Source organism: Pseudaquabacterium rugosum, assembly GCF_038066575.1.
In the GTDB taxonomy this organism is placed as follows: Bacteria; Pseudomonadota; Gammaproteobacteria; order Burkholderiales; family Burkholderiaceae_C; genus Pseudaquabacterium; species Pseudaquabacterium rugosum.
This window is the reverse complement of the sequence record NZ_JBBUTF010000025.1, coordinates 22908-40639: the sequence shown is the minus strand read 5'-3', so window position 1 is coordinate 40639 and position 17732 is coordinate 22908. Positions and strand designations below refer to the sequence as shown.

Annotated in this window: 18 protein-coding genes; all 18 read left to right on the top strand. The window is 73.3% G+C overall.

The annotated features are described in order from the left end of the window. Positions 1-4: 4 nt before the first annotated feature. The 18 genes from nirJ to AACH11_RS21280 all read left to right on the top strand — a co-directional run bounded on the left by nirJ (position 5) and on the right by AACH11_RS21280 (position 17703). Positions 5-1288 (top strand): heme d1 biosynthesis radical SAM protein NirJ, encoded by a 1284-nt coding sequence (gene nirJ / locus AACH11_RS21365; RefSeq protein WP_341376301.1) that lies wholly within the window; start codon positions 5-7, stop codon positions 1286-1288. Positions 1289-1399: 111 nt separating this feature from the next. After that, positions 1400-2590 carry an ATP-binding protein gene (locus tag AACH11_RS21360; protein ID WP_341376300.1) on the top strand — a complete coding sequence of 397 codons (1191 nt, stop codon included), beginning with the start codon at positions 1400-1402 and terminating at the stop codon, positions 2588-2590. Positions 2591-2963: 373 nt separating this feature from the next. After that, positions 2964-4490 (top strand): cytochrome D1 domain-containing protein, encoded by a 1527-nt coding sequence (locus AACH11_RS21355; protein ID WP_341376327.1) that lies wholly within the window; start codon positions 2964-2966, stop codon positions 4488-4490. A gap of 455 nt (positions 4491-4945) precedes the next feature. Then, a complete protein-coding gene (gene ccmA, locus AACH11_RS21350) occupies positions 4946-5584 on the top strand; it encodes a heme ABC exporter ATP-binding protein CcmA (protein WP_341376299.1) in 639 nt (212 codons plus the stop codon). 18 nt (positions 5585-5602) lie between these two features. Continuing rightward, the gene (gene ccmB, locus AACH11_RS21345; protein ID WP_341376298.1) at positions 5603-6262 is read left to right on the top strand and encodes a heme exporter protein CcmB; all 660 of its coding nucleotides are present in this window, start codon (positions 5603-5605) and stop codon (positions 6260-6262) included. 64 nt (positions 6263-6326) lie between these two features. Then, on the top strand, positions 6327-7157 hold the full coding sequence (ccmC, locus tag AACH11_RS21340; protein ID WP_341376297.1) for a heme ABC transporter permease CcmC: 831 nt from the start codon (positions 6327-6329) through the stop codon (positions 7155-7157). Next, positions 7157-7333 (top strand): hypothetical protein, encoded by a 177-nt coding sequence (locus AACH11_RS21335; protein WP_341376296.1) that lies wholly within the window; start codon positions 7157-7159, stop codon positions 7331-7333. Before ccmC ends, AACH11_RS21335 begins: the two co-directional genes overlap by 1 nt. Then, positions 7330-7794: a cytochrome c maturation protein CcmE gene (ccmE, locus tag AACH11_RS21330; RefSeq protein WP_341376295.1), complete on the top strand. Its 465-nt coding sequence runs from the start codon at positions 7330-7332 to the stop codon at positions 7792-7794. The genes AACH11_RS21335 and ccmE overlap by 4 nt, the downstream gene beginning before the upstream one ends. After that, the gene (locus AACH11_RS21325) at positions 7791-9890 is read left to right on the top strand and encodes a heme lyase CcmF/NrfE family subunit (RefSeq protein WP_341376294.1); all 2100 of its coding nucleotides are present in this window, start codon (positions 7791-7793) and stop codon (positions 9888-9890) included. The genes ccmE and AACH11_RS21325 overlap by 4 nt, the downstream gene beginning before the upstream one ends. Beyond that, entirely contained in the window at positions 9887-10522 is a 636-nt protein-coding gene (locus AACH11_RS21320) for a DsbE family thiol:disulfide interchange protein (RefSeq protein ID WP_341376293.1), read from the top strand. Before AACH11_RS21325 ends, AACH11_RS21320 begins: the two co-directional genes overlap by 4 nt. Continuing rightward, complete coding sequence (locus tag AACH11_RS21315; protein ID WP_341376292.1) at positions 10519-11088, top strand: cytochrome c-type biogenesis protein; 570 nt, start codon at positions 10519-10521, stop codon at positions 11086-11088. Before AACH11_RS21320 ends, AACH11_RS21315 begins: the two co-directional genes overlap by 4 nt. Next, entirely contained in the window at positions 11085-11714 is a 630-nt protein-coding gene (locus tag AACH11_RS21310) for a tetratricopeptide repeat protein (protein WP_341376291.1), read from the top strand. The genes AACH11_RS21315 and AACH11_RS21310 overlap by 4 nt, the downstream gene beginning before the upstream one ends. Positions 11715-11716: 2 nt before the next feature. Beyond that, the gene (locus AACH11_RS21305) at positions 11717-12082 is read left to right on the top strand and encodes a chaperone NapD (RefSeq protein ID WP_341376290.1); all 366 of its coding nucleotides are present in this window, start codon (positions 11717-11719) and stop codon (positions 12080-12082) included. Between the two features lie 122 nt (positions 12083-12204). Continuing rightward, complete coding sequence (gene napA / locus AACH11_RS21300; protein ID WP_341376326.1) at positions 12205-14757, top strand: nitrate reductase catalytic subunit NapA; 2553 nt, start codon at positions 12205-12207, stop codon at positions 14755-14757. A gap of 67 nt (positions 14758-14824) precedes the next feature. Continuing rightward, positions 14825-15676 carry a ferredoxin-type protein NapG gene (napG, locus tag AACH11_RS21295; RefSeq protein WP_341376289.1) on the top strand — a complete coding sequence of 284 codons (852 nt, stop codon included), beginning with the start codon at positions 14825-14827 and terminating at the stop codon, positions 15674-15676. Then, the gene (napH, locus tag AACH11_RS21290) at positions 15673-16581 is read left to right on the top strand and encodes a quinol dehydrogenase ferredoxin subunit NapH (protein WP_341376288.1); all 909 of its coding nucleotides are present in this window, start codon (positions 15673-15675) and stop codon (positions 16579-16581) included. The genes napG and napH overlap by 4 nt, the downstream gene beginning before the upstream one ends. A 2-nt stretch (positions 16582-16583) precedes the next feature. Continuing rightward, entirely contained in the window at positions 16584-17063 is a 480-nt protein-coding gene (locus AACH11_RS21285) for a nitrate reductase cytochrome c-type subunit (RefSeq protein WP_341376287.1), read from the top strand. A 67-nt stretch (positions 17064-17130) separates the two neighbouring features. Continuing rightward, positions 17131-17703 (top strand): NapC/NirT family cytochrome c, encoded by a 573-nt coding sequence (locus AACH11_RS21280; RefSeq protein ID WP_341376325.1) that lies wholly within the window; start codon positions 17131-17133, stop codon positions 17701-17703. Positions 17704-17732 lie beyond the last annotated feature (29 nt).

Here is a 17732-nt window from a genome sequence, read left to right as displayed (position 1 = left end):
CCTCATGTTCCGCATCACCCAGTACCTGCGCCTGCTGGCCCGCGCCGCGCGCGAAGGCGACTTTCCGCCGCCCGCCACCCCCCGCGGCCCGGCAGGTGACGATCGGCCGGCGGCCCGGCCCGGCCCCGTCGTCATCTGGAACCTGATCCGCCGCTGCAACCTCACCTGCCAGCACTGCTACGCCCTCTCGGCCGACCACGACTACGCGGGTGAGCTGCGCACCGACGAGGTCTTCACCGTCATGGACGACCTGAGGGCCTTCCGCGTGCCGGTGCTGATCCTGTCCGGCGGCGAGCCACTGCTGCGACCCGACCTGTTCCCGATCGCCGAACGGGCCGTGGCCCTGGGCTTCTACACCGGGCTGTCGACCAACGGCACCCTCATCGACGCGCCGGTGGCCGCACGCATCGCCGCCACCGGCTTCGACTACGTCGGCATCAGCCTGGACGGCCTGCGCGCGACCCACGACCGCTTCCGCCGCCTGGACGGCGCCTTCGACCGCAGCCTGGCCGCCACCCGCCACCTGCGGGCGCGCGGCGTCAAGGTGGGCCTGCGCTACACGCTGACCGCCAGCAACGCCGAGGACTTCCCCGCCCTGCTTGACCTGATGCGCGACGAGGGCGCGCAGAAGTTCTACTTCTCGCACCTGAACTACGCCGGCCGCGGCAACATCCACCGCGGCAAGGACGCGCGCTTCGCGGCCACCCGCCAGGCGCTCGACCTGCTGTTCGACCGCGCCTGGGACGCCGCCCGCCGCGGCCTGGACGAGGAGTACGTGAGCGGCAACAACGATGCCGACGGCCCCTGGCTGCTGCACTGGCTGCAGCGCCGCGAGCCCACCCTGTACGCGCGGCATGGCGCGGCCCTGCGGCAGCGCCTGCAGGCCTGGGGCGGCAACGCCTCGGGCGACCTGGTGGCCAACATCGACAACCTGGGTGAGGTGCATCCGGACACCATGTGGTGGCACCACGCGCTGGGCAACGTACGCCAGCGCCCGTTCAGCGCCATCTGGTCCGACACCAGCGACCCGTTGATGGCGGGCCTCAAGCAGCACCCGCGGCCGGTCGGCGGCCGCTGCGCCGCCTGCGCCCACCTGGCGATCTGCGGCGGCAACACCCGCGTGCGCGCCCAGCAGATCAGCGGCGACGCCTGGGCCGAGGACCCCGGCTGCTACCTGGACGACACCGAGATCGGCCTGGACGGCAGCAACCCGCGGACCGTGCTGACCACGCCGTTCCGCAGCCGGCGGACGGTGCCGGTGGTGGTCGAAGCCGGTGCCGGGGCCTGAACGACGCGCGGCCGCCGACGCACGGACGCCCGATCGAATCAAGCGAGGTTTTGGAAGTTATCCAAGTTATCGCCGTCCGATAACTTTCCGAACTTCGCTATCATTGCCCGCATGGACCCGATCCGTAACCCGTTCGCCCCTGGGGCCGGCACACCGCCACCCGAGCTGGCCGGGCGCGACGCGCTGCGCGAAGCCCTGCGCATCAGCCTGGAACGCACCCGCCTGGGCCGCCCTGCCAAGAGCGCGATGCTGGTCGGTCTGCGCGGCGCGGGCAAGACCGTGCTGCTCGACCGCATCCGGCAGGATGCCGAGGCCAGCGGCATCCACACCCTGCGCGTCGAGGCCCCGGAAGGCCGCTCGCTGCCGGCCATCCTCGCCCCGCAGCTGCGCCAGGCCCTGCTGCGGCTGAGCACCCTGGCCGCCGCCAAGGACTACGCCGTGCGTGGTCTGCGCGCGCTGGCCGGCTTTGCCGGCAAGCTGAAGGCGACCTACCAGGACATCGAGGTCGGCTTCGACTTCGAGGCGGAACCCGGCCTGGCCGACAACGGCGATCTGGAGCATGACCTGCAGGCCCTGTTCGAGCAGGTCGGCCTGGCGGCCAAGGCCGCCCGCACCGCCGTCGCCCTGTTCGTCGACGAGCTGCAGTACGTCGAGGAAAGCCAGCTGGCCGCGCTGATCACCGCCATGCACCGCACCGAGCAGCGCCAGCTGCCCGTCATCCTGATCGGCGCCGGCCTGCCCCAGCTGCGCGGCCAGCTGGGCAACGCGAAGTCCTACGCCGAACGCCTGTTCGACTTCCCCGACATCGGCGCACTGCCCGAGGCTGCTGCACGCCAGGCCATCGCCCTGCCGATCGCCAGCGAAGGCGCCGCCATCGAGCCCGCAGCCGTCGACCGCATCCTGCAGCTGACGCACGGCTATGCCTACTTCCTGCAGGAATGGGGCAGCCACACCTGGCTGGCCGCAGCGGCCTCGCCGATCACGCTGCAGGATGTCGAACGGGCGTCGCTCCAGGCCGTCGCGGCCATGGACGAGAGCTTCTTCCGCGTGCGCTTCGACCGCTGCACCCCGAAGGAAAAGCGTTATCTGCGCGCCATGGCCGAACTGGGGCCGGGTCCGCACCGCTCCGGAGACATCGCCGCCTGCTTCGGCACCCGGGTCTCCTCGCTGGCGCCCACGCGCAGCGCCCTGATCCGCAAAGGCATGATCTGGAGCCCGAACCACGGCGACACCGCCTTCACCGTGCCGATGTTCGACGCGTTCATGCAGCGGATCATGCCGGGCGAGGACTGGCGGGAGTGAGGCGCCGGCAGGCGTCGCCGACGTCCGCCGCCTGCCCGGCCCTCCACGCCCTGCGCGCCGCCCGCCCAGAACCCGAACCCGTTCAAGGAAATTCCCGGCGCCCCTGCCTAGAGTGGGCGCCATGCCACCCCTGCACCGCCACGACGCCCGGCTACGGGCCGCCACGCCCCGCGCCCAGCCTGAGGCCCGGAGCGCCACCGCCGCCCCGGCCCGGCAGCCCGCCCCGACCTGCCTGCGGACCTCCGGGCTGTCGCTCAGCATGCGCTTCAGGCAGTGGCTCAGGCAGCGGCCCGGGTGGCTGCTCGGTCGAAAGTGCAGGCTGACGACAGCCGGCCCGACACTCGGCGTGACGCTGGGCCTGACGCTCAGCCTGATGGCCCCCTCCGCCGCCCGGGCCGAGCCCGACGCGGCCGCGCTCTACCAGCAACACTGCGCGGCCTGCCACGGCGCACAGCGCACCGGCGGCATGGGCCCCGCGCTGCTGCCGGAGAGCCTGGAGCGCCTGCGTCCGACCGAGGCGCAGCGCACCATCGCACAGGGGCGCACGGCCACGCAGATGCCGGCCTTCGGCGCGCAGCTGGCCGCCGACGAGATCGCGGCCCTGGTGCGCTGGATCCACCAGCCCGTGCAGCCGGCCCCGCGCTGGGACGAGGCCGACATCCGCGCCTCGCGCACCGCGCCGGCCCCGACCGCGGCGCTGTCCTCGCGCCCGGTGTGGTCGGCCGATCCGATGAACCTGTTCGTCGTGGTCGAGGGCGGCGACCACCATGTCTCGCTGGTCGACGGCGACCGCTTCGAGCTCATCGCCCGCTTTCCCAGCCGTTATGCGCTGCACGGCGGACCGAAGTTCACGCCCGAGGGCCGCTTCGTGTTCTTCGGCTCGCGCGATGGCTGGATCACCAAGTACGACCTGTGGAACCTGCGCGTGGTGGCCGAGGTGCGCGCGGGCCTGAACATGCGCAACATCGCCGTCAGCAGTGACGGACGCCACGTGATGGCGGCCAACTACCTGCCGCGCACGCTGGCGCTGTTCGACGCGGATCTGAACCTGCAGCGCAGCTGGGCGGCCACCACGCGGGACGGGCGCACCGCCAGCCGCGTCTCGGCCGTGTATGACGCCGCGCCGCGCCGCAGCTTCGTGGTGGCGATGAAGGACATTCCCGAGCTCTGGGAGATCAGCTACGACCCGCAGGCCGCACCGATCCACGACGGCCTGGTGCACGACCACGCGCTCGGCGAGGCCATCGCCACGCCCGGCCATCTGGGCGTGCGCCGCACGCTGCTGGACGAGCCGCTGGACGACTTCTTCTTCGATCCCGCCTACCGCCACGCCCTCGGCGCCACACGACCCAAGACCGAGGCGGGCGCGGCCACGGCGCAGGTGGTCAACCTGGACATCCGGCGCAAGATCGCCGATCTGCCGCTGGCCGGCATGCCGCACCTGGGCTCGGGCATCACCTGGGCCTGGAAGGGCACGACGGTGCTGGCCAGCCCCAACCTCAAGGGTCAGGGGGTGGACGTGATCGACATGGCCACCTGGAAGCCGGTGGCCACCATCCCGACGCCGGGGCCGGGCTTCTTCATGCGCAGCCATGCCGCCAGCCCCTACGCCTGGACGGATTCGATGATGAGCCCGACGGCGCGCGACACGCTGACGGTGATCGACAAGGCCACGCTGCAGCCGGTGGCCACCGTGCGCGAGCCCGGCCGCACGCTGGCCCACATCGAGTTCACGCGCGACGGCCGCCATGCGCTGGCCAGCGTGTGGGAGGACGACGGTGCGCTGATCGTCTACGACGCGCGCACGCTGCAGGAGGTCAAGCGCCTGCCGATGCGCAAGCCGGTGGGCAAGTACAACGTGTGGAACAAGATCACCCGGGAGGAAGGCACGTCGCACTGAGCACGGAGCACGGAGCACCGGGCACGGAACGCCGCACCGCCGGCCGCCTGCGCCGCGGCGGTGCGGCCGCGCACCGTCGCGAGGCCGGATGCACCAGCGCGCTGCGGACTTGATCCGGCTCAAGTCGCCGGAGCCGCCCGCGGATGACACTGCGCAGCGGCCGATGACGGCCCTGGCCCGTCTGACGAAGGACGGTCCGGCTCATGAACTGATCCCGCACCCGGTGCGGGGCAGCCAGGCTGCGGCACGACCGCGACCCGGGTGCCCGTCGGCGTGCACGGGCCCTGGCACCGCACCGGCGCCAGGCCGTGCACCCGCTGCCCACCGCTGCGCGCCCGTCTCCCCCGATCCATCCGCCTGCTCCACCGCCACCTCCGGTGGCCGGAGGTCGCGCCGCGGCATGTCCGGACGCGCCTGATCCCGCCGCCGCCCACCCGCCCTTGCGCCCACGCCCGATGACCGACACCGCCCTGCCCCCGCTGCTGCTGGCCCGCGGCCTGCGCCTGGAGCGCCAGGGACGCGTGCTGTGGCGCAGCCTGGATCTGGCGCTGCGGCCCGCCGAGCAGCTGTGGCTGCGCGGGCCCAACGGCTGCGGCAAGACCACGCTGCTGCGCACGCTGGCCGGCCTGCGGGCACCGGCACGGGGCCAGGTGCAGCGGACCGCGGCGCTGCGCTGGCTGTCCCATGCCCACGGCCTGAAGGACGAGCTGACGCTGGACGAGACGCTGACGCTGGAAGCCCGTCTGCACGCGGCGGGCAGCGGCCAGCGCGCCCCGTCGGCCCAGGCCCTGGCGCCGCGCCTGGACGCCGCACGCCGTGCGCTGGGCCTGGAACGCCTGGGCGCGCGCGCCTGCCGCACGCTCAGCCAGGGCCAGCGCCGCCGCGCCGCACTGGCCACGCTGCTGCTGGACGACGGCCACCAACCGCCCGCCGTCTGGCTGCTGGACGAACCCTTCGACGCGCTGGACGACGACGGCGTACAGCGCCTGCACACGCTGATCGACGGCCATCTGGCACGCGGCGGCGCCGTGCTCTACACCAGCCACCAGGATCCGGGCCGCACGGCCCGGACCCTGAGCTGGACGGCCAACTGAGGGGCTTCGGCGATGCGCATGGCCCTCCTTCTGCTGCAGCGTGAGCTGCGCCTGCTGTGGCGCCGCCCGGGCGAGCTGATGCTGCCCTGGGTGTTCTTCATCCTGATGGCCGCGCTGTTTCCGCTGGGCGTCGGGCCCGAGCCCGAGCAGCTGCGGCGCATCGCCCCCGGCGTGGTCTGGGTGGGCGCGCTGCTGGCCGCGCTGCTGCCGCTCGGCCAGCTCTTCGGCGCCGATGCGCAGGACGGCACGCTGGAGCAGCTGCTGCTGCCGCCGCGCCCGGCGCTCGCGCTGGCCTGGGCCAAGGTGGCCGGCCACTGGCTGTCGCAGGGGCTGCCGCTGCTGCTGGTCGCGCCGCTGCTGGGCCTGATGTTCGGGCTGCAGGCGCCGGCCATCGGCGTGCTGTGCGCCGGTCTGGCGCTGGGCACGCCGGTGCTCAGCCTGCTGGGCGCGCTCGGCGCGGCGCTGACGCTGGGCCTGCGCCAGGGCGCCCTGCTGACGCTGCTGCTGGTGCTGCCGCTGGCGGTGCCGGCGCTGATCTTCGGCGCCGGGGCGGTCAGCGCCTGGGAGGCCGGGCTGTCCCCACGCGGCCACCTGGCCCTGCTGGCCGCGCTGCTGCTGGCCACCGGCGCGGCAGCGCCCCCGGCCACCGCCGCCGCGCTGCGCATCGCGGTGGCCTGAAGCCGCACCGCACTGCATCGCACCGAAAACGCCCGCCGCCCGCGCCTCCGACCGGATCCCCACCATGCGCCTGTTCCACTATGCCGCTCCCCGCCGGGTCTATCAGCTGGCCGGCCAGCTGCAGCCCTGGCTGTGGGCCACGGCCGCGCTGTGCGGCGTGGCCGGTCTGGTGCTGGGCTTCGTCATCGCACCGCCCGATGCGGTGCAGGGCGAGGTCTACCGCATCCTGTTCCTGCACGTGCCGGCGGCCTGGCTGTCGATGCTGCTCTACCTGTCGATGGCCTTCTGGGCCGGCCTGGGCTGGGCGCTGCGCGCCCGTGCCGCCTCGCTGATGGCGCGCGCCATCGCGCCCACCGGCGCCGTCCACACCGCCGTCGCGCTGTGGACCGGCGCGCTGTGGGGTCAGCCCACCTGGGGCACCTGGTGGGTCTGGGATGCGCGCCTGACGTCCGAACTGCTGCTGCTGTTCCTCTACCTGGGCTGGATGGCGCTGGTGCAGGCCCTCGATGACCAGCCCGAACGGGCCGATGCCGCCGGGGCACTGCTGGCGCTGGTGGGCGCCGTCAACGTGCCGGTGATCTATTTCAGCGTGCGCTGGTGGAACACGCTGCACCAGGGCGCCAGCATCAGCCTGGAGGCCGCGCCGCGCATGGCCGCCACCATGCTGGCCGCTCTCGCGCTGTGCACGCTGGCCTGCTGGGCGGCGGCGCTGGCCGTGGTGCTGATGCGCTGCCGCGCCCTGCTGCTGGAGCGCGACGGCCATGCCCGTTGGGTCCAGGCCCTGCGCGCCCCGGCACACGGCCGGCCCCGCAGGCCTGAACCGGCCACGACCACGACCACGACCACGACCACGCCCGCCACCGCGAGCCGCAGCGCCCGCATGGAGACCTGCTGATGGACGCGACGCTCGACACCCTGTGGCGCCTGGACGGGCGCGCGCTCTTCCTGTGGGCGGCCTGGGGCATCGGCCTGCTGGCACTGACGCTCGACGCGCTGCTGGCGCGCCGGCGCCACCGCCGTGCGCTGGCCGCCCCCGACAGCACCTGGAACAGCACGGAGGACGACCGATGAAACCGCGTCACCGGCGTCTGGCCTGGCTGGTGGGTAGCGTGCTGCTGGTCGGCGCGATCACCGCGCTGGTGCTCGACGCCTTCCGCAGCAACCTGGTGTTCTTCTACACGCCCACCCAGGTGATGCAGCAGCAGGTACCGCAGGGCCGCAGCTTCCGCCTGGGCGGGCTGGTCGAGGACGGCAGCCTGCGCCGCCAGGGCCTGGACGTGCAGTTCCGCATCCATGACGGCGTGCAGGCCGTGCCGGTGGTCTACCGCGGCGCACTGCCCGACCTGTTCAAGGAAGGCAAGGGCGCGGTGGCCCAGGGCCGCTGGCAGGCCGGCCGCTTCGAGGCCCGTGAACTGCTGGCCAAGCACGACGAGAACTACATGCCGCCCGAGGCCGCGGCCGCGCTGCACACGCCGGCCGGCCCGGCGCCCCGGCCCACGGCCCTGACGACCCCGACCGGAGCCGCCCGATGAGCGTCGAGCTCGGACACCTCACCCTGTGGCTGGCCGTGGGCCTGGCGCTGCTGCTGGCCCGCGACGGGCTGGCCGCCGGCCACGACGCCGCGGCGGCCGCGCGCAGCCGCGTCCTGGCCCGCCGGCTGGCCGCCCTCGTGGCCAGCGGCTACCTGCTGCTGACGCTGGCCTTCGCCAGGGCCGACTTCTCCGTCGCCTACGTGGCCCAGCATGCGCACAGCACGCTGCCGCTGGCCTACCGCCTGGCGGCGGTGTGGGGCGGCCACGAAGGCTCGCTGCTGCTGTGGATCACGCTGCTGGCCGGCTGGGCCGCGCTGCTGACCGGTGCGGGCCGCTGCGGCACGCCGCGGCTGCAGGCCCGGGTGCTGGGCACGCTGGGCGCGATGACGGCGCTGCTGCTGCTGTTCCTGCTGCTGACCTCCAACCCCTTCCGCCGCCTGATGCCCGCGCCCGACGAGGGGCAGGACCTGAACCCCATGCTGCAGGATCCGGGCATGGTGCTGCACCCGCCGCTGCTGTACCTCGGTTACGTCGGTCTGGTGGTGGCCTTCGCCTTCGCCATCGCCGCCCTGCTCGACGAGGACCTGCAGGGCGATCCGGCCCGCACCCGTCAGGCCTGGGGCCGCTGGGCCCGGGCTGCGCGGCCGTGGACGCTGCTGGCCTGGAGCGCGCTGACGCTGGGCATCGCGCTCGGCAGCTGGTGGGCCTATCACGAACTGGGCTGGGGCGGCTGGTGGTTCTGGGACCCGGTGGAGAACGCCTCGCTGATGCCCTGGCTGGCCGCCACCGCGCTGCTGCACACGCTGGCCGTCGTCGACCAGCGCGGCGCGCTGCGGGCCTGGGCGCTGCTGCTGGCCATCGCCTGCTGCGCGCTGGCGCTGCTGGGGACCTTCCTGGTGCGCTCGGGCGTGGTCAGCTCGGTCCATGCGTTCGCCACGGATCCGGCGCGCGGGCTCTGGCTGCTGGGGCTGATGGTGCTGGTGGTCGGCAGCGCGCTGGCGCTGTACGGCACCCGGGCCGCCCGGCTGGGCCTGGGCGCACGCTTCGCCCTGTGCAGCCGCGAGACCGGCATCCTGCTGAACAACGTCGTGCTGCTGGCCGCCGGTGCCGCGGTGCTGCTGGGCACGCTCTATCCGATGGTGCTGGACGCGCTCGGCGGCCCGCGCATCTCGGTGGGCGCACCGTACTTCGAGACCGCGGTGGTGCCGCTGCTGCTGCCGGCCGTGCTGCTGGCCGCGCCCGGCGCCGGCCTGCGCTGGGGCCACCATGCACCGGCCGATCTGCTGCGCGCGCTGCGCCTGCCGCTGCTGCTGGCCGCCGTGGCCGCGCTCGCCCAGGCGCTGTGGCTGGGCCATCTGCGCTGGGCGGCCCTGCCCGGCCTGCTGCTGGCCTGGTGGGTGGCGGCCGGCACGCTGCTGGATGCGCTGGCCCGCCTGCGGCCGCTGCCGGGCCAGCGCCGCTGGCGGACGCTGCCGCGCCCGGTGGTGGCGATGCTGACGGCCCATCTGGGTCTGGCGGTGTTCGTCCTCGGCGTCAGCCAGGCGGCCACCGGCCTGCACGAGCGGGATCTGCTGCTGAGCGTCGGCGACCGCGTGCCCTTCGGCGGCCTGACGCTGCGTCTGAGCGGCCTGCAGCAGACCCCGCGCGAGAACCACGAAGCCCTGCGTGCCAGCGTGCAGCTGTGGCAGGGCGATCGCCTGGTGGCCACGCTGCAGCCCGAGAAGCGCCGCTACGCCAGCAGCGAGATGCCGATGACCGAGGCCGCCATCCAGCGCCGCTGGGACGGCGATCTCTACCTGGCGCTCGGCGAGCGGGTCGAGGGCCCGGACGGCCGGCCGGCCTGGGTGCTGCGCGCCGCGCTCAAGCCCTGGGTCAGCGCGATCTGGACCGGCTGCCTGCTGATGGCCGCCGGCGGGCTGATCGGCGCCAGTGCGCGACGGCTGCACCGGGCGCCCGCGGCGGCTGCACAGGACGCACAGGACGCACGGGCGACGCTCGCCACCGTCGGGGACACCCACGGCGAGACGGCCGACGATCCCCGCCCGGGCCACCCCTCGGCCGCACGGCCCATCAACCGCTCCGGACTCGCGACATGAACACCCCGACCCCTGCCGCGACGCCCGCCGCGTCCGTGTCCGCGTTCACCGGCGCCAGCGCAGCAGCCTCCGCCGCCACAGCAGCAGCCCGCCCGCCGGCTGCGGCCTGGCGTCGCCTGCTGCTGCCGCTCGGCCTGCTGGCCGGCGTGGCCCTGCTGCTGGCCGCCGGCCTGCGCCAGGACCCGCGGGCCCTGCCCTCGGCCCTGATCGGCCGCCCGGTGCCGGCGCTGGCCCTGCCGTCCCTGCACGACGGTCGCAGCGGCCTGGACCTGCGGCCCGGCGGCCTGCACGGCCCCTACGTGCTGCACGTCTGGGCCTCCTGGTGCGCGCCGTGCCGCGAGGAGCAGCCGGTGCTGATGGCGCTGGCCCGTCAGCATCCGCGCTGGACGCTGGCCGGCATCGCCTACAAGGACGCCCCGGCCCAGGCCCGCGCCTTCCTCACCCGCCTGGGCGACCCCTACACCGCCATCGGCCAGGACAGCGACGGCCGCGCCGCGATGGAGCTGGGCGTCTACGGCGTGCCGGAGACCTTCGTCGTCGATGCCCGGGGCCGCATCACCTGGCGCCATGCCGGGCCGCTGGACGCCGCGGCGCGCACCGAGCTCGAAGCCCGCATGGAGGCGGCGCGATGAGCCCGCACCAGCTCGTGCAGACCCGCCAGCCCCGCCGGTCGCGCGCCACGCGCCCGTCCTCGCTGCTGGTGCTGGCGGTGCTCGCAGCCGCGGCGTCGTCCCATGGCGTGACCGCCGCTGCGGCGGCCGGCCCCGTGGCGACAGCCGCGCCGGGCTTCGCGGCTGCGGCCGCGGCCGAGGCCACACCGGCGCCGGAGCAGGCGCTGCGCCTCGACGCCCGGCTGCATGCGCTGGCCCAGCAACTGCGCTGCGTGGTCTGCCAGAACCAGAGCCTGGCCGATTCCCACGCGCCCCTGGCCCTCGACATGAAGGCCGAGCTGCGGCGCCAGCTGGCCGCCGGCCGCAGCGATGACGAGGTGGTCGCCCATCTGGTCGACCGTTATGGCGACTTCGTGCGCTACCGCCCGCCACTGCGCGCGGCCACCGCCCTGCTGTGGGCCGGACCGGCGCTGCTGCTGGCCGGCGGCCTGTGGCTGCTGCGGCGCACGCTGCGCCAGCGCGCCGCCGCACCCGACGCCGCCTTCGACACCGCCGTCAACGACAACGACAACGAGGTCACGACATGAACCTGATGACCGCCGCGTCCGGCACGGCCCGCCCGTGGCCCCGCGCCGCCTTCGTGCTGCTGCTGGCCGCCGCCGGCTACGCACTGACCGGCCAGCCCGCCGCCTGGCACGGCGTGCCGGTGGAGGACGCCCGCGCCCGCATGGTCGAGCAACTGGCCCAGCGCCTGGCCACCACACCGGCGGCCGACAGCCGGGCCGAGGACTGGGCGATGCTGGGCCGCTCACAAGCCGTGCTGGGCCGCCATGACGAGGCCCGCACCGCCTGGGCCCAGGCCCTGCGCCGCCGGCCCGATGACCCGGCCCTGCTGGCCGAGTACGCCGACGCCCTGGCCAGCGCCCAGGCCGGCGCCCTGCAGGGCGAACCCGCGGCGCTGATCGACCGCGCCCTGGCCATCGACCCGCGCCAGCCGCGCGCCCTCGGCCTGCGGGCCACGCTGCAGTGGCAATCCGGCGATGCCGAGGCGGCCCTGCGCACCTGGCAGCAGCTGCGGCAGACCACGGCCGCCGAGCATCCGATGCATGCCTGGGCCGTGCAGCAGATCGCGCAGATCGAGCAGGTCGAACAGGCCGCGCGTCAGCGCGAGGCCACCGAAGCCGCCCCCGAAACCTCTTCTGACAAGCCCTGAACATGAGCATCCTCGGCGTCGTGGCCAAGACCCTGCCGGCCCATCTGCCCACCCTGCGCACCCGCCTGGCGACCTGCGCCGGCCTGGAGATCACGGCCGACCCCGGCGACGGCCGTCTGGTGCTGGTGCTGGAAGACAGCGCGGCCGGCAGCGCCGCCGCGCTGCTCGGCGAGATCGCCCGCTGGCCCGAGCTGCTGAGCACCACGCTGGTCTACGAGTACTCCGGCGCCGATCACCCGGCACCCGAAGGCCATGCCCGGGCCGACTGGCGCACCGACCTGGACCGGCTGGACCGGCCCGCCGCAGCGGCCGAGCCCTCTGCCCACGCCATCCACGGCCTGCACGACACCCCGTCGACCGAATCTTGACCCAGTTCATGGCGCGGCCCCGAGCCCGCGCCGAGCATCGGGCACTGGCGATCCGCCTGCGGCCCGCCCCCTTTTCCCGCTGAACCCGTTGCTGACCCGGAGCCCTGCGCATGACCGTCGACCTGACCGCCAGCCGCCGTGATTTTCTGAAGACCCAGGCGGCCACCGCCGCTGCCGCGGCCGCCGGCATCCCCATCGTCGTCGAGGCCGCCGGCAACGCCTCGCCCCCGGCCGCCGGCAGCCCCGGCGTGCGCTGGGACAAGGCCCCGTGCCGTTTCTGCGGCACCGGCTGCTCGGTGGTCGTCGGCGTGCAGGACGGCCGCGTGGTGGCCACCCAGGGCGACCCCGAGGCGCCCGTCAACCGCGGCCTGAACTGCATCAAGGGCTACTTCCTGTCCAAGATCATGTACGGCCAGGACCGTCTGACCACGCCGCTGCTGCGCAAGAAGAACGGCGTCTACGACAAGGAAGGCGAGTTCACCCCGGTGAGCTGGAACGAGGCCTTCGACATCATGGCCGCCAAGTGGAAGACGGCGCTGAAGGAGGACGGCCCCGGCAGCGTGGCCATGTTCGGCTCCGGCCAGTGGACGGTGTGGGAGGGTTATGCCGCCGTCAAGCTGTGGAAGGCCGGCTTCCGCTCGAACAACCTCGATCCGAACGCCCGCCACTGCATGGCCAGCGCGGTGACCGGCTTCATGCGCACCTTCGGCATCGACGAGCCGATGGGCTGCTACGACGACATCGAGCAGGCCGACGCCTTCGTGCTGTGGGGCTCGAACATGGCCGAGATGCACCCCATCCTGTGGAGCCGCATCACCGACCGCCGCCTGAGCCACCCCGAGACCAAGGTGGCCGTGCTGTCGACCTACGAGCACCGCAGCTTCGATCTGGCCGATCTGCCCATCGTCTTCAAGCCGCAGACCGATCTGGCGATCCTCAACTACATCGCCCACCACATCATCAAGTCGGGCAAGGTCGACAAGGCCTTCGTGCAGCAGCACGTGAACTTCAAGGAAGGCGTGACCGACATCGGCTACGGCCTGCGCCCGGTGCACGCACTGGAGAAGGACGCCAAGGCCAACGGTTATCCCGGCGCCGACGGCAAGCCCAAGGGCAATCCGAACGACAGCAAGCCGATCAGCTTCGACGAATACGCGAAGTTCGTCAGCGAGTACACCGCCGAGAAGGTCAGCGCGCTGTCCGGCGTGCCGGTCAAGCAGCTGGAGGATCTGGCCCGGCTGTATGCCGACCCCAAGGTCAAGGTGATGAGCCTGTGGACGATGGGCTTCAACCAGCACACCCGCGGCACCTGGGCCAACAACCTCGTCTACAACATCCACCTGCTGACCGGCAAGATCAGCCAGCCCGGCAACAGCCCGTTCAGCCTGACCGGCCAGCCGAGCGCCTGCGGCACCGCGCGCGAGGTGGGCACCTTCGCCCACCGCCTGCCCGCCGACATGGTGGTCACCAACCCCGAGCACCGCCACCATGCCGAGGAGATCTGGCGCCTGCCCGAAGGCACCATCCCCGACAAGCCCGGCCTGCACGCGGTGGCCATGGCGCGCGCGCTCAAGGACGGCAAGCTGCGCTGCTACTGGAACACCACCAACAACAACATGCAGGCCGGGCCCAACATCAATGGTGAGCTGCTGCCCGGCTGGCGCAACCCCAAGGCCTTCGTCGTCGTCTCCGACGTCTACCCGAACGCCAGCGCGATGGCGGCCGACCTGATCCTGCCGAGCGCGATGTGGGTGGAGAAGGAAGGCGCCTTCGGCAATGCCGAGCGCCGCACCCAGGTCTGGCGCCAGCAGGTCACGGCCCAGGGCGAGGCCCGCAGCGATCTGTGGCAGTTCATGGAGTTCGCGCGCCGCTTCAAGATCGAGGAGGTGTGGCCGGCCGAGCTGCTGGCCAAGGCCCCGGCGCTCAAGGGCAAGACGCTCCATGAGGTGCTCTACCGCAACGGCAAGGTCGACAAGTTCCCGCTGGCCGACGTCGCCAAGGTCAACGGCAAGTACATCAAGGGTTATGCCAACGCCGAGTCGACCGCCTTCGGCTTCTACGTGCAGAAGGGCCTGTTCGAGGAGTACGCCGAGTTCGGCCGCGGCCACGGCCATGACCTGGCGCCGTTCGACACCTACCACGAGGTGCGCGGCCTGCGCTGGCCGGTGGTCGACGGCAAGGAGACGCTGTGGCGCTTCCGCGAGGGCTACGACCCCTACGTCAAGAAGGGCGAGGGGGTGAAGTTCTACGGCCACAAGGACGGCAAGGCGGTGGTCTTCGCGCTGCCCTACCAGCCGCCGGCCGAGAGCCCGGACAAGGACTTCGACCTGTGGCTGTGCACCGGCCGCGTGCTGGAGCACTGGCACACCGGCAGCATGACGCGCCGCGTGCCCGAACTGCACCGCGCGGTGCCCGAGGCCCTGCTGTTCATGCACCCCGATGACGCCCGTGACCGCGGCCTGCAGCGGGGCATGAAGGTCAAGGTGGCCTCGCGCCGCGGCGAGATCCAGTGCCAGGTCGAGACCAAGGGCCGCAACAAGGTGCCGCGCGGCCTGGTCTTCGTGCCCTTCTTCGACGAGAGCCGCCTGGTCAACAAGCTGACGCTGGACGCGACCTGCCCGATCAGCAAGGAGACGGACTACAAGAAGTGCGCCGTCAAGGTGCTGCGCGCCTGAGGCCCGTGCCGCCGCTGCGCCCGACCCCCGCCGCCTGACGTCGCCACCGCCACCGCCGAGCCGTCCCATGTCCCTGAACCGACGCGCGCTGCTGCAAGGTGCCTCCGGTGCCGCCACCGCCTGCCTGCTGGCCGGCGGTGCGGCCCTGGTCGCGCCGGGCTCAGCCGCGCGCACGGCCCAGGCGCTGCGCCCGCCGGGCGCGCTCGACGAGGCGGACTTCCTGGCTGCCTGCGTGCGCTGCGGGCTGTGCGTGCGCGACTGCCCGCCGCAGAACCTGCGCCTGTCGACCGGCACCGGCGACGGCCGCACGGTGGCCATCGGCACGCCCTACTTCGTCGCCCGCGACATCCCGTGCGCGATGTGCGAGGACATCCCGTGCGTGCGCGCCTGCCCCAGCGGGGCGCTCGATCCGGCGCTGCGCCGCATCGAGGACGCCCGCATGGGCCTGGCGGTGCTGATCGACCACGAGAGCTGTCTGAACTTCCTCGGCCTGCGCTGCGATGTCTGCTACCGGGTCTGCCCGGTGATCGATCGCGCGATCACGCTGGAGAAGGTCAGCAACCCGCGCAGCGACCGCCACGCGATGCTGCTGCCCACGGTGCATGCCGACGCCTGCACCGGCTGCGGCGCCTGTGAGCAGGGCTGCGTGCTGCCACGCCCGGCGATCAAGGTGCTGCCCCGGCCGCTGGCCCAGGGCGAGGCGGCCAGCCACTACCGGGCGCCGGGCCAGGGCCTGCCGCCCGCGGTGGCCGGCGCCGGTGCACAGCCGCTGCCGGGCGCCGCCACGGCACCGGACCCGGCCGCCCGGCCGGACTTCCAGCGCCCGGTGCAGCGCCTGCCGGCCGACGGCAGCGACCTGGGCCCGTTGCGCGACGGCCGGCCGGCCTATCCGGATGCGGGCGGAGGCCGCACGCCATGACGCCGCCGAGCCTGACGACCCCGCCGACCCCGCCGGTGCCCCCGACCACGACTACGACCACGGCACCGGCCGACCGCCCGCCCCGCGGCCTGTGGCGCGCCCGGCGCTTCCTGCTGCTGCGCCGGGCCTGCCAGGCCGGCGTCTTCCTGCTGTTCCTGCTGGGGCCCTGGGCCGGGCTGTGGATCGTCAAGGGCAATCTGGCCAGCAGCCTGACGCTGGGCGTGCTGCCGCTGACCGATCCGCTGGTGCTGGCCCAGTCCTGGGCCGCCGGCCACGCGCCGGTGCTGGCCACGCTGACCGGCGCGGCCATCGTGCTGGCCTTCTACGGCCTGCTGGCCGGGCGCATGTACTGCGCCTGGGTCTGCCCGGTCAACGTCGTCACCGACGCCGCCGCCTGGCTGCGGCGCCGGCTGCACCTGTCCGGCGGGCGGGCGCCCTCGCGCACCTTGCGGCTGTGGCTGCTGGGCGCCGTGCTGCTGGCCGCGGCCGTCGTCGGCCAGCCGGTGTGGGAGGCCGTCAACCCGGTGACGCTGGCCCAGCGGGCCCTCATCTTCGGCGGCAGCCTGGCCTGGGGCGCACTGGCCGCCGTCTTCCTCTTCGACCTGCTGGTGGCCCCGCGCGGCTGGTGCGGCCATGTGTGCCCGGCCGGCGCGGCCTGGGCCCTGATCGGCCACAAGCCGCTGCTGCGCGTGGCCGCCACCCACCGCAGCCGCTGCGACGACTGCGGCGACTGCTACGCCATCTGCCCCGAGCCGCAGATCCTGCCCGCCCCGCTCAAGGGCAAGGGCGGCGCCGGCCCGGTGATCGACACCGGGGTGTGCACCGGCTGCGCCCGCTGCGTCGACGTCTGCCACGTCGACGTGTTCCGACTGACCCATCGCTTCGATACCCAGACCCGAGACTGATCATGAACCTGCTCGCCCGCCTCAAGTCCCTGCTGCTGCTGGGGCTCGCCGTGGCCCTGGTGGCCATCGGCCACGACATGGCCCGCGCCGCCGACACCCCCGCGTCCGCACCGGTCAAGCTGCAGGGCCTGCGCCAGGGCCTGCCGCTGAGCCAGGACGCCCCGCCGGCCAACCACCGCCAGGAGCGCGACCACCCGGTCGGCGACCGCGACTTCGTGCAGCAGCCGCCGCTGATCCCGCACACCATCACCGGCTACCAGGTGACGAAGAACTTCAACAAGTGCATGGACTGCCATGCCTGGCAGAAGACCAAGGAAAGCGGCGCGACCAAGATCAGCGTCACCCACTTCAAGACCCGCGACGGCGTGGAGCTCGACCAGGTCAGCCCGCGGCGCTACTTCTGCACCCAGTGCCACGTGCCGCAGAGCGATGCCAAGCCGCTGGTGAGCAACACCTACCAGCGGGCCCGTGGCCTGCAGTGACGGAGCATTCCCGATGAGCGGCCTTCTGACCTGCGTGCGCGCGCTGGTGCGCACCAAGCGCTTCTGGATGCTGTCCGGCGCCTTCGTGCTGGGCATCCTGTTCTGGGGCGGCTTCAACACCGCGATGGAATGGACCAACCGCGAGGCCTTCTGCATCTCCTGCCACGAGATGAAGGACAACGTCTACGTCGAGTACCGCAACACCATCCACTACCAGAACCGCACCGGCGTGCGCGCCACCTGCCCGGACTGCCACGTGCCCAAGGAATGGGGCCCGAAGATGATCCGCAAGATCCAGGCGAGCAACGAGGTGCTGCACAAGATCCTGGGCTCGATCGACACGCCGGAGAAGTTCAACGCCAAGCGGCCGATCCTGGCCCAGCACGAGTGGGACCGCATGAAGGCCAACGACAGCCGCGAGTGCCGCAACTGCCACAACTTCGCGTCGATGGACTACGCGGAGCAGAACAGCCGCGCGGCGACCCGCCACCAGACGGCCTTCGGCGCCGGCCAGACCTGCATCGACTGCCACAAGGGCATCGCCCACACGCTGCCGCCGATCGTCCAGCCCATCGGCGCGCCCAAGGCGGGCGAGGTGTCGACGGCGGTGCCGGCCGTGCCGGTGAAGAGCCCGCACTGAGCGCCTGAACCGGCCTGAGCGGGCGTCCA